A 12,943-nucleotide genomic window follows, 5' to 3' on the forward strand; every position below is an offset into this window, starting at 1 on the left:
AAATTACAGCATATCCTTATTATCCTCGACGATAAGGATAGAAAGGCGATGTTTTTTTGACAGTATATTTTGATGAGAACTGTTATTCGCTTCTTCGATTTCTTCTTCAGCATCGAGGTTTATAGGTATTTTCAGAGTGAAGGTATTCAGGTTATCATGAATGTTATATAATAAATATCCTCCGTGAAGTTCTGCTAGTGATCTTGCAAGCGGTAATCCTATACCCGAGCCCGAACTTTCGCTGTACGTCCTGTTGATCTGAAAGAAAGGCTCAAATATTTTATCCTTGAATTCATCTTCAATAAGTTCCCCATCATTCGATACTTTAACCGTCAGATAGGTTTGGTCTAAAGATATTTCCATCTCTATCTGCTTATGTGAATACTTTATAGCATTCGAAAGCATATTGTCGAAGATTTTTGTCAAAGCATTCTTATCTGCTATGATATGACTTCCGGCAAAATTACAGATCACCCTGAATTCTTTTTTCCCGACAGCCCATTCCCGCTGATATCTGTTCTTTATCTCCTCTACAAAGCGGTCTAGGTCTATCTGTACATAGTGTAACATGAACTTGTCACTATCGACTTTTCTGAAGTCAAGCAGTTGATTGATCAGGTTCAGCAGGTGCTTGGTATTGTTTTCGATTATTTCAAGATTGTGCCTAACTTTCTTATCAGCTATCTCTGTTTTCATGATTGTTTCAAGCGGTCCGTTTATAAGGGTGACCGGCGTCCGTATCTCGTGAGCGATCTCGGTAAAGAAATTGACCTTTGTTTCATACAATTCCTTTTCTTTCTCTATTTCGAATAGCTTCTGTTTTTCCTTATTCCTTTTTTTGTATTTCTTTAAAGAATATCTGATAACGAGATAAGATATAATCAGGAACAGAAAAACATAAGCAATAATTGCAAAAACAGAAGCCCACCATGGCGGTAGTATTTCTATATCTATCGTTCGCACATCCTCACTCCAAACCCCATCGTTATTCGAAGTCCTTACCATAAATGTATACTTTCCCGAAGGCAATTTGGCATACGAGGCAGAATGATTGTTTCGGGTATATATCCAGTCGTCATCGATGTTTTCCATCTTATATGCATAGAGGTTAGAGCGCGATGCCTTAAAAGTACATCCGACAAAGCATATGGGTTGCTCTGATCTTCCTTAGCATGATATACAGTATTTCGTTTCTGATCGATAACGAATACCCCGTCTTCGGTAGCCACCCATATTTCATTATCGTTGAATGTATGTACATCTCTTATTATTTTATAATCGATATCACTCATGCCCATATCCACAATCAGGTTCCGGCGTTTATCCAGCTTCAAGAGTTTGCTTTCGTGGATACCTATTATTATATAGTCATTATCATGCGAAATAGTATATATATTCTTCCCCGACAATGAATTATTCCCGTCGCTATTCCCCAGATACTGCGTAAAAGTCTCATCCGGCTTGTTATAAAAATATACACCCGAACCGTTTGTACCTATCCATATTTTACCGTTTTTTTCTATAGTTATACACTGCGGATTGCTCACACTGGGCTTCAGGTCTTCCACAACCGTGTAACGTATTAATTTATTTTCGGTCTTTATATATTTAAATACGCCTTCGTTCGGAGACACTATCCAGATATTATCGTCAGGGTCGGCCTGTATATCTGATATCCAGTCAGTAACACCCAATCCGTCTTCTGTCTTATTATCAAAGAAGCTAAAGGTTTCCTTAAGGGGATCGAACAGGAATATACCTTTATCTGTTCCCACCCATAATATTTTGTTTATGTCTTCATAAAGTGCACCTACATTGTTATTTCGTTTTTCAAGATGCGGATCGTAACAATCAAATTGTTTTATCGAGATGCCGTCATATCTGTTCAGGCGGTTACGGGTGCCAAACCACATAAACCCGTAACTATCCTGTACTATGGCTTTTACGTTATTGTGTGACAATCCCGCCCTGCCGTCTATTTGCGAGAAATAGAAGTCATAAGCAAACAGGTTGACGAAAATAGAAAAGAATAACAAACTGAAACAAATTAGTCTTTTCATAGACAGAGAATTAATATATGTTGCAAATATAAGTAAATGGTTATTGACATATCTTCCAAAAAATAGGAGAGATTTACTAAAACATAGATATTAAGGCATTAATAGTAGAATTCTCCTATTTTTTGGAAGATATCTGTAAAAGGAGTAGAATACCGAAATCGTACTTTTGGCTTGGTAAACCTTTTTTGTCAAACCTTAAAATAGTATTATGGAATTATATTAATAAATGCTCACATAGACTGCCTTATATTCACACTTATATTAATTCAAATAATTTACCAATCTTATGAGAAAAACACAATGTATAAGATTTAGGTCTGCTTGTAAGACTTATATCCTTATTTCACTTTTGATGTTATTCCCATTTCACTTATTTGCTGTCGATGGGATTAATGAGACGCGCGAAGAACTACAACAGCGGATATCCGTAAAGGGTATTGTAAAGGATGAAACTGACTTGCCGCTGGCAGGAGTTACCGTTCTGGTAAAAGGGACAACAAACGCAACAATGACATCTGCCAATGGAGAATACACACTGAAAAGTGTACCGGTAGATGCAATTCTGGTCTACTCTTTTATAGGTATGCAAACAGCCGAGGTAGAAGTAAATCACCAGACATCTATCGATGTTGTTTTGAAAGAAGATGCCATAAAAATGGACGACGTTGTTGTCGTGGCTTTCGGTACGCAGAAAAAAGAGAGTATGATCAGTTCTATCTCGACTGTCAGCCCGGAAGAGTTAAAGGTTCCATCGAGCAACCTCACCACCGCCTTGGCAGGACGCTTATCGGGAGTAATTGCTTATCAGCGGAGCGGAGAGCCGGGCATGGACAATGCCGATTTCTTTATTCGTGGGGTAACCACTTTCGGATATAAAAAAGACCCGCTCATACTGATAGACGGTATCGAGTCTACTACAACAGATCTGGCACGCCTGCAGCCGGACGACATTCAGGCTTTTTCTATATTGAAAGATGCTACTGCTACAGCATTGTACGGAGCCAGAGGTGCCAACGGAGTTATCCAGATAACGACTAAGGAAGGGAAAGAAGGGCCGATAAAAGTTTCTGTACGTTTCGAAAATTCATGGTCGTCCAATACCAAAAATATAAAACTGGCAGACCCCATTACATTCATGAAAATGGCAAATGAAGCAACCAGAACAAGAGCAGAAGGAGAATTAAATGCAGCATTACCTTATTCATATGATAAAATAGAAAGGACTAGGCAGGGCTTAAACCCTTATGTTTATCCGGCCAACGACTGGCGTAAAATGCTGATGAAAAATACATCATATAACCCCCGCCTCAATGTAAATCTGAGCGGAGGGGGAGGCATAGGCCGATATTATGTAGCTGCCTCTTATAGCAAGGATAACGGGAATCTGAAGATGGATGAACGAAATAATTTCAATAGCAATATCGACCTTCAGACTTACCAGCTAAGATCGAATATTAATCTCGATCTGACAAAGACAACACGTGCCATAGTACGATTAAGCGGTACTTTCGATGACTATACAGGGCCTATAGACGGAGGTGAAGTCATGTATAAAAAAATAATGGGAACCAATCCTGTTTTGTTTCCGGCATATTATCCGTCATCACTCGAACCTAAAACCAATCATATCCTGTTCGGGAATGCCAAGCGCGGATATGCAGGCGGAGGTTCAAGCGCGGATTATACAAACCCGTATGCTGAAATGGTTAAAGGCTATACAGACTATTCACGATCGCAAATGGAAGCCACAATGGAACTGAAGCAGGATTTACGGTTCATCACACAGGGATTGAATATAAGGGCTATGTTTAACACATCCCGATATTCATTTTATAGGATAAACCGCCAATACAAACCTTATTTTTATGCAGTAGGCTCGTACGACAAGCCAACAGATTCATATACAATATCACAGCTTAACGAGAACGACAATCCGACTGAATATCTCGATTACGTCGAAAAAGACAAAGATATAACATCTACCGTTTATATAGAGGCGGCATTGTCATATAACAGAAAATTCGATGAAAAACACGACTTAGGCGGATTGCTGGTCTTCCAGCGCCGCGAGAAACTGGAAGCAAATAAAGGTGATTTGCAGAAATCGCTGCCTTACAGAAATCAGGGTCTCTCGGGTCGCTTTACATATGCTTTCGATAATAGGTATATGGCAGAATTCAATTTCGGGTACAATGGTTCGGAACGTTTCTATAAAACAAACCGTTATGGATTTTTTCCTGCTGTAGGGGGAGGATGGTATGTATCTAACGAGAAATTCTGGGAACCGATGAGCCGTGTCATTTCTAAGTTGAAACTTAAAGCTACATACGGTCTCGTAGGTAATGATGCTATCGGTAACGAAAACGACCGCTTCTTTTATTTATCGAATGTGAAGATGGATGATGACCAGAAGTCTTACTCTTTCGGAGAAAATTTCCAATATGTAAAAAACGGTATAACAGTTGAACGGTATGGAAACCGCGACATAGGATGGGAAAAATCCTACAAATCAAACTTCGGTATAGAACTGGGACTCTTGAATGACTTTGAATTTCAAGTAGATTATTTCACAGAAAAACGAACAAACATTCTGATGAAACGGCATATAGCCCCGTCGATGGGTCTGGCTGCAGAAGTAAGGGCGAATGTGGGAGAGGCTAAGGCAAAAGGTGTAGATCTTTCACTCGATTATAATAAGATGCTGCCTAAGAACTACTGGATACAGGGCAGGGCCAATTTTACCTATGCTCACAGTGAATTCCTGAAATATGAAGAACCCGAATATAATGAAAAGTACAGGTCACATATAGGGCAATCGCTCAATCAGGAATACGGCTTGATAGCAGAACGCCTGTTTATCGACGAATACGATGTTGCCAATTCGCCTAATCAAACATGGAGTAAATACGGGCCGGGCGATATAAAATATGTGGATATGAACGGAGACGGACAGATTACTAATGCCGACATGGTACCTATAGGCTATCCTACCGTACCCGAAATAGTGTATGGCTTCGGTTTTTCGGCAGGAAACGACAGGGTCGATTTCTCCATGTTCTTTCAGGGTTCGGCACGTTCGTCGTTCTGGATAAATGCTCAGGATACAAGTCCTTTCGATCATAAGAGTCCTGACAATGACCATCCATACCATCGCGACGTGCCTCTCATCAAAGCATATGCAGACAATCACTGGTCGGAAACGAATAGGGATATCTATGCCTTATGGCCACGGCTGAGCCCTAATCTAGTGCGCAACAATACCGATCCCCGCAGTACATGGTTTATGAGAAATGGCGCATTCCTAAGACTAAAAAGCGTCGAACTCGGCTATACTTTTCCTGAACATTATTTGAGAAAACTTCATGTAAGTTCTTTCAGAGCCTATGTATCGGGTACCAACCTTTTAACATGGAGCGGATTTGATCTCTGGGATATCGAAATGGGTGGAAACGGCTTAGGCTATCCTATTCAGCGCGTTATAAATCTGGGTATACAAGTTAACTTTTAACAATCAATATCATGACTACTAAAAAAATATTGTTTTCTGTCTTGCTTATGTGCTGCTTTTTCTCATGCAACGATTATCTGGATATCGTCCCTGATAAAATAGCGACTATCGAAAACGCATTTGCAAACAGGAACGAAGCAGAGAAATACCTGATGACATGTTATTCATATATTCCGTCTCATCATCAGCATACCGGTAATATCGCCCTGACGGGTGCCGACGAACTATGGGCCTACTATCCGGGAAGCGACTTCGACCCGTGGATGATTGCCCGGGGAAGTCAAAACACTAACGATCCGTATATGAACTTCTGGGAAGGAAAGAGAGGCGGCAAATCATTGTACAATGCTTTACACGATTGTAACATCTTTCTCGAAAATGTGGAGAATACGGAGAAAGTTCCCGACCTGACAACAACAATGAGGCAACGCTGGATAGGTGAAGTTAAATTCCTGAAGGCATATTATCATTTTCTGCTGTTCAGAATCTATGGCCCGATTGTCATCGTAGATAAAAACATTCCTATCGATGCGCAACCGTTGGAAATGCAAAAAAAACGAAGTTCTGTGGATGAAGTTGTGGAATACATAGCAGACCTCCTGGACGATGCCTATGAATATTTACCGCAGGAGGTAACGAATAGGACCGAAGAATTAGGCCGCGTAACCAGACCGGCTGCCCTTACCCTGAAAGCCAAACTACTCGTTACGGCTGCCAGTCCCTTATTTAACGGAAATCCCGATTATGCAGACTTTGTCGACAAAGAGGGCATGCATCTGTTTAGTACCGAATACGACCAAAGCAAGTGGGTAAAAGCTGCAGAAGCGTGTTATGATGCTATAGAATCGTGCAAACTCAATAATATAGAATTATATACTTTCAAAACGAAATGAACAGCTGTCGGATGTTACCAAAATACAGATGAGCATCAGAAACAGTATATGCGAGAAATGGAATAATGAACTTATCTGGGGACTTTCCGGTAGAGCCGTCAATGATCTGCAATCGTTCTGTATGGCGCGTATCGATCCGGAAAATCTTGGAAATATGTGGGCGGCGCAGGAACGCTTGAACCCGACTATCGAGATTGCCAATAGTTTTTATACTGACAATGGCGTACCGATAAACGAAGATAAAGTATGGGATTATTCGGGCAGGTATAGTAGTCAGGTTGCAGGCTCGGAAGACCGTTTCAATCTGGCAGAAGGTTACGAGACCGCAAAATTGAATTACCATCGCGAAAACCGTTATTATGCGAGTCTGGCTTTCGACGGCTCCGTATGGTATATGCAAAAGAACGGCTCGGATGAAAAGGCATTTACCGTAAAAGCACGTATGGGACAGCCACAGGCTAAACTGGGTGCATACAATTATTCCGTAACGGGATACTGGCCCAAAAAGCTGATCAGCTGGAAATTTGTATTATCAAACAACAGCTCTACCACAGAGTGGTTCCCATGGCCCGAACTGCGTCTGGCAGACCTGTATCTGCTTTATGCCGAGGCATTGAACGAAAGAGACCAGACTACAGCTGCACTTGATTGGATAGACCCGGTTCGTAAGAGGGCAGGACTTAAAGGTGTGGAAGAATCATGGAAAAACTACTCTACCAAACCGGATAAATATAAGACAAAAGCCGGCCTGCGCGAAATAATTCAACAGGAACGGACAATCGAACTGGTATTCGAAGGACAACGCTACTACGATGTGAGAAGATGGAAGACGGCCGCTACCGAACTGAACCAGAAAATACATGGTTGGGATATCGATCAGGAAGCACCCGAAGCCTATTACAGGCCTAAAGTATTATTCGATCAGCAGTTTGTCGCGCCACGCGATTATTTCTCACCATTAAGGGAAGAAATACTTTATTTTAATAAGAATCTGGTACAAAATCCGAATTGGTAAAAACCAAAAACAGACTGATTATGAAAAAACATAATTTATATATAATAATTTTAGGGGCGCTGATCACTTTCCTTTCCTTGCAGGGCTGTAAAGATGATGAGAACACCCCGATAGATAAAGACAACAAAGCGCCGGGGCAGGTATTCAATACCTCGATTGAAAATCTTCCGGGTGCCGCTCTGATAACCTATAGTTTGCCGTCAGACGATGATTTGCTGTATGTGATAGCCGAATATACCAACAATAACGGCAAAGTATTTGATTTCCGTGCATCATACTATACCAATAATATAAAAGTCGAAGGTTTTGGTGCTGCCGGAGAATATACTGTTAATCTTTATACTGTAGACCGCAGCGAAAACAGGTCGGCACCTGTGGCTATCAAAGTCAACCCATCGGATCCGCAAGTCCAACTCACTGCCGGCTCGCTGAAAGTACAGCCCGATTTCGGAGGGATGAGTTTCACTTTCGAAAATGAAACAAAAGCAGAGCTATCTTTTATTGTATTCACTACAGATGCGGATGGAACGGAAACTGCCGCCGAAACGTTTTACACATCGAGCAAAAGCTCAAAGTTTGCGGTACGTGGATATGCTGCAGAACCGCGTTTATTTGGAATCGTAGTACAGGACAAATGGGAGAATTCTTCAGAAGGGCTATACCAGACCCTTACCCCTATTTATGAAACGAAGCTTAATAAATCGCTGTTCCGATCTATCATTTTCCCTAACGATGCCCCTGCGACACATTGGGAGGGTTCGTTAGATTATATGTGGGATGATGTGGTGAACGATAAAACCGCCCATACCGGAAATGATGCAAGTACTATGCCTAAACATATATCATTCGATATGGGTGTGGAGGCTAAGCTAAGCCGTGTAAATGTGAAAACAGTGCCTGACGATAAGCACTGGTATAATGATGTTTCGCCACGGTTTTACGAAATATGGGGCTCCTTAGATCCTGATCCGTCGGGCAGCTTCGATTCATGGACGAAGCTGGTATCTATAGAAAATATAAAACCATCGGGATTATCTGTCGGTACGCTGACAGAAGACGACCGTAGCGCCGGTCGTAACGGAGATGATGCGGACATCCCGGTAGAGATGCCTAAGGTCAGATATCTGCGGATTGTTTGTACTAAAAACTGGTCGGGTAATACGAATATGTGTATTAGTGAAATCACATTGTGGGGTGATGATAATTAAAAAATGACTAAGATGAAAAATATAATCAAATTCCTGCTTTCAGGATATATAATCTTTTTGTGTTGCAAAATGACATCTTGTTCGGATATGGATGACTATCTGAAATATCTGGACAATGGAATCCCTACTTATACGGGCATTGTGGACCGGGCAACCTTTCACTCTGGCGATGAACGTGTTGTCTTTTCAGGCTTATTGACCTCCGATCCTAAGATAAGGAAAGTAATGATATACTGGAATAACCGCAAAGACTCATTGCTACTGGATATTAACAGGACAAGCGGGGTAGATACCTTATTTCAGCCGATACCGCTACCCGAAGGAAGATATAATTTTGAAGTGATTTCGTATGACGACAAAGGCATACCTTCTATAACTGTGTCTAAGGCTGGTATATCTTATGGGGAGGAATATAAATCGGGATTGTACAACAGACCTATCAAAAGTCTGGAAAAAGTAGGTGTCGATGCAGTCATCAAATGGTATAACGGAGATGAATCTTCTCCGTTTGTAAAGATCGACTATGAAGATACCGACGGGCAGATACATACAGTAAAAGCCGTGAATAAAGATGACACTACTGTTCTTAAAAACTACAAAAGTATGAGTCTAGTCAGGCTGCAGGCATATTATTTACCTGATACTATAGCGATTGATACATTCAAGGCTAAAGTAGATGAACTTGTCGCTCTCGAAAATATTACACGGCAATATATCGTTAATCCGGGTAATCCGTTTCTGCGGGGAGATGACGGCGATGGCAAATGGGGTACACTAAAGGGTTGGCAATACACATCGAACGTGCTTAACCAAAACGGCAATACTGCCGGAGGATGGTCTACAGATGCGAACGGGACAATACATTTAGAGTCGCGCGACTGGGGAGGAGATGGTTTTACAAATGGTAAAATATACCAGACAATAACCCTGTCTGCAGGTAAATATTCTCTCGAATATTATAGCGACGGTTTCGGCGGCAGTGCTACATCTATGTTTGCAGTGGCATTAGGTAATACCTTACCTGACTTGGAGGATATTGAAGGTAACACCCTGGCGCACAAAATAAGCAAGGATGGAGTTGTAACAGGAAACCATACTATAAATTTCCAGCTCGATAAAGAGGAGATCATAACTTTTGGCTGGACGGTGACTATACCGGGGTCGAATACATGGTATCACATTAATTGGGTTAAATTAATGGTATTAGGACTTTAAGGTTGCTCTTGCGGAACCTGCATTGATTTAGTATGCAGGTTCTGCTTTTGATGAAAATTATTTAAAAACTATATTTAATGGTAAGGAATAGAAAAATTACAGGTTTGCTTTTAGGGATATATTTAATCCCGGTTTTATTATGTGCTCAGATAGTGGAATCGCTCGACAGCAAAAACCCAAATGTAAAATGGAAAGTCATACCACAGCAAGAAATCAAAGAAGACATCAACAGGATTTCATCCATCGGGTATAATATGAATGGCTGGGTCGACGCTGTTATTCCCGGAACAGCCTTTTCTTCTTATGTTGCTGCAGGGCTGGAAAAAGACCCGAATTTCGGAGATAATATTTATAAAGTAGACAGAGCGAAATACGACCGCCCGTTTGTATATCGTGCAGAGTTTGAAATACCTTCAAACTTCAATAAAAAAATAATCTGGTTAAACTTTCGTGGAATCAACCGCAAAGGAGAAGTTTACTTCAACGGAAAATCATTGGGTGTAGTCGACGGATTTATGCATCGCGGCAAATTTGACATAACGCCTTATGTTAACAAAAACGGAAAAAATGTTTTAGTAGTAACAGTTCATATACCGGAGCATCCTTTGAACAATTATGGAAGCCCTACTTACATATCCAGCGGCGGCTGGGATTGGATGCCCTATGTTCCCGGCCTGAATTCGGGTATAACCGATAAAGTGTTTTTAAGCAATACCGGAGCTTTGCAGATAGAAGACCCTTGGGTAAGAACAGACTTGCCGACAAATGCGAAGGCCGAATTATCCGTATCTGTAGGCGTGAAGAATTCTTCAAAAGAATATAAGTCCGGAACTATAAAAATCACGATCAATCCCGGAAATATAGTTTTATCACAGAATATCGGGGTTCAGGAAGGACGTATCTCGGAAGTGAAATTCGACAAATCAAAATTTGCAGAACTTATTATTAACAACCCGAAACTGTGGTGGCCTAACGGTTATGGCGAACCAAATCTTTACACCTGCGATCTATCTGTAGAAGTTGACGGAAAAGTCTCCGAAACCCAACAGTTTAAATTCGGTATTAAGAAATACAGCTACGATAAGGAGGGAAATGTTTTCCATATATCTATCAACGGTAAGCGGGTGTTTGTAAAAGGAGGAAACTGGGGTATGTCCGAGTACCTGTTGCGTTGCCGCAATGAAGAGTATGATACGAAAATACGCCTTCATAAAGAAATGAATTTTAATATGATACGCAACTGGCTGGGATCGACTACCGATGATGAGTTCTACGAAGCATGCGACAAGTACGGTATACTGATATGGGACGATTTCTGGCTGAATGCCAACCCTGTGCTTCCATCCGATATATACAGCTTCAACAGGAATGCTATAGAAAAGATACTGCGCGTCCGCCACCATCCGAGTGTGGCTGTTTGGTGCGGAAATAATGAAGGTTATCCTCAGCCTCCGCTCAGCAACTGGCTGAAAGAGAATATCTCCGCTTTCGACGGTGATGATAGGTATTATCAGGCAACATCCAACTATGACGGTCTTTCAGGCAGTGGTATGTGGGGAAATTTCGATCCCAGATACTACTTTACGGCCAGCCCAAAAAGTAGCACACACGGCGACATAGGCTGGGGATTCCGTACCGAAATAGGAACAGCAGTGTTTGTGAATTATGAGAGTTTGAAGAAGTTCATGCCGGAAGATAAGTTGTGGCCTAGAAACGAAATGTGGGATCAGCACTTCTTCGGCCAGAAGGCATTCAATGCCCTGCCCGACAAATATGATGAATCTATCAGCCAGCGCTACGGTAAACCGCAAGGTATCGAAGATTATTGTCTTAAAGCCCAATTGCTCAATATAGAGACAAATCAGTCTATGTATGAAGGCTGGCTGGATAATATGTGGGAAGATGCTTCGGGTATTATGACTTGGATGAGCCAGTCGGCATACCCCTCTATGGTATGGCAAAGTTATGATTACTATTACGACCTGACAGGCGCCTATTGGGGCTTGAAGAAAGCTTGCGAACCTCTGCATATACAATGGAACCCTGCTAACAATTCGGTAAAGGTTGTAAATACTACATCGAGAGATGCTGCAGACCTTATTGCAGAAGCCCATGTATACAATATGGACGGCTCGGAAGTGACATCATTAAGTCAGACAGAAGAGGTTTATTCTGCATATAATACAGCAACACACTGCTTTACTGTTCCGTTTTATAAAAATCTGAAAAATGTAGCACTGAATAAGCCTGTAACAGCATCTTCTTCTGACGGAGGAAGGCCCGAGGAGGTGACAGATGATAATCTGGGCAGCCGCTGGGCAAGCCGATCAAATGATAATGAATGGATATATATCGATCTTCAGCAACAGGAGAATGTATTCGGTGTGTGCCTCAACTTCGAATCGGCATATGCCAAGAAGTATAAAATACAGGTTTCTGACGATGCAAAAACATGGAAAGATGTAGCGGCAATAGAAAAGGGAAAAGTAGGAGTACAGGAATTCTTCTTCGATGATGTCAAAGCACGTTATGTACGCATGCTTGGCGAAAAGAGGGGTACTTCGTGGGGCTATTCTCTCTGGGATTTCAAAGTTTATGGCGGTACAGAGCATCAAAAAGGATTGACTGATGTACATTTCTTAAAACTGACACTGAAAAACAAATCCGGCAAGCTGCTCAGTGAGAATTTATATTGGAGAGGCACAAACCGGACTGATTTTACAGCGCTCAATTCTTTACCGAAAGTCAATCTTAAGACAACAAGCAAATTGATAAGAAAAGACGGCAAATGCTTTATGGATGTGAAGATAAACAATCCGTCTTCGTCTGCTGCCGTTGCTTTTGCCGTCTGGGTACAATTGCATAATTCGAAAACGAAAGAAAGAATATTGCCTGCCATAATGAATGATAATTATTTTACTTTGTTGAAAGGAGAATCGAAGGACATTCTGATAGAGTTTGACGAAAATCTTCTAAAAGCAGGTGAAGAACCGGTGCTGACCGTGACGCCATATAATAATCAGTCGAAATAAATATATTTAGTA

General features: G+C 41.3%; 8 protein-coding genes. 6 read left to right on the plus strand and 2 right to left on the minus strand.

What is annotated here, in order from left to right:
• Positions 1-3 precede the first annotated feature (3 nt).
• Together K348_RS0116575 and K348_RS0116580 are read right to left on the minus strand one after the other, a co-directional pair.
• Positions 4-1,092 carry an ATP-binding protein gene (locus tag K348_RS0116575; protein ID WP_081852601.1) on the minus strand — a complete coding sequence of 363 codons (1,089 nt, stop codon included), beginning with the start codon at positions 1,090-1,092 and terminating at the stop codon, positions 4-6.
• Positions 999-2,060 (minus strand): two-component regulator propeller domain-containing protein, encoded by a 1,062-nt coding sequence (locus K348_RS0116580; RefSeq protein ID WP_029906664.1) that lies wholly within the window; start codon positions 2,058-2,060, stop codon positions 999-1,001. The genes K348_RS0116575 and K348_RS0116580 overlap by 94 nt, the downstream gene beginning before the upstream one ends.
• Positions 2,061-2,412: 352 nt before the next feature.
• On the opposite strand from K348_RS0116580, the gene K348_RS0116585 reads away from it, so the two are divergent.
• The 6 genes from K348_RS0116585 (at position 2,413) to K348_RS0116605 (ending at position 12,931) form a co-directional block, all read left to right on the plus strand.
• A complete protein-coding gene (locus tag K348_RS0116585; protein WP_081852602.1) occupies positions 2,413-5,568 on the plus strand; it encodes a TonB-dependent receptor in 3,156 nt (1,051 codons plus the stop codon).
• 11 nt (positions 5,569-5,579) lie between these two features.
• Positions 5,580-6,461 carry a RagB/SusD family nutrient uptake outer membrane protein gene (locus K348_RS19330; protein WP_197027684.1) on the plus strand — a complete coding sequence of 294 codons (882 nt, stop codon included), beginning with the start codon at positions 5,580-5,582 and terminating at the stop codon, positions 6,459-6,461.
• Positions 6,462-6,489: 28 nt separating this feature from the next.
• Positions 6,490-7,476 carry a RagB/SusD family nutrient uptake outer membrane protein gene (locus K348_RS19335; RefSeq protein WP_197027685.1) on the plus strand — a complete coding sequence of 329 codons (987 nt, stop codon included), beginning with the start codon at positions 6,490-6,492 and terminating at the stop codon, positions 7,474-7,476.
• Positions 7,477-7,496: 20 nt separating this feature from the next.
• The gene (locus tag K348_RS0116595) at positions 7,497-8,684 is read left to right on the plus strand and encodes a DUF5000 domain-containing lipoprotein (protein ID WP_029906666.1); all 1,188 of its coding nucleotides are present in this window, start codon (positions 7,497-7,499) and stop codon (positions 8,682-8,684) included.
• A gap of 12 nt (positions 8,685-8,696) precedes the next feature.
• A complete protein-coding gene (locus K348_RS0116600) occupies positions 8,697-9,899 on the plus strand; it encodes a DUF4998 domain-containing protein (protein ID WP_029906667.1) in 1,203 nt (400 codons plus the stop codon).
• Positions 9,900-9,976: 77 nt separating this feature from the next.
• Positions 9,977-12,931, plus strand: a complete 2,955-nt coding sequence (locus K348_RS0116605; protein WP_029906668.1) for a discoidin domain-containing protein — start codon at positions 9,977-9,979, stop codon at positions 12,929-12,931.
• The last annotated feature ends 12 nt before the right edge of the window (positions 12,932-12,943 follow it).

It is taken from the genome of Prevotella sp. 10(H) (genome assembly GCF_000711235.1).
Taxonomy (GTDB): domain Bacteria; phylum Bacteroidota; class Bacteroidia; order Bacteroidales; family Dysgonomonadaceae; genus Dysgonomonas.

Coding starts and splice junctions, on each gene's coding strand:
- K348_RS0116580 (WP_029906664.1), bottom strand. CDS start 2,060: ATGAAAAGACTAATTTGTTTCAGTTTGTTATTCTTTTCTATTTTCGTC.
- K348_RS0116605 (WP_029906668.1), top strand. CDS start 9,977: ATGGTAAGGAATAGAAAAATTACAGGTTTGCTTTTAGGGATATATTTA.
- K348_RS0116585 (WP_081852602.1), top strand. CDS start 2,413: ATGTTATTCCCATTTCACTTATTTGCTGTCGATGGGATTAATGAGACG.
- K348_RS0116595 (WP_029906666.1), top strand. CDS start 7,497: ATGAAAAAACATAATTTATATATAATAATTTTAGGGGCGCTGATCACT.
- K348_RS0116575 (WP_081852601.1), bottom strand. CDS start 1,092: ATGGAAAACATCGATGACGACTGGATATATACCCGAAACAATCATTCT.
- K348_RS0116600 (WP_029906667.1), top strand. CDS start 8,697: ATGAAAAATATAATCAAATTCCTGCTTTCAGGATATATAATCTTTTTG.
- K348_RS19335 (WP_197027685.1), top strand. CDS start 6,490: ATGAGCATCAGAAACAGTATATGCGAGAAATGGAATAATGAACTTATC.
- K348_RS19330 (WP_197027684.1), top strand. CDS start 5,580: ATGACTACTAAAAAAATATTGTTTTCTGTCTTGCTTATGTGCTGCTTT.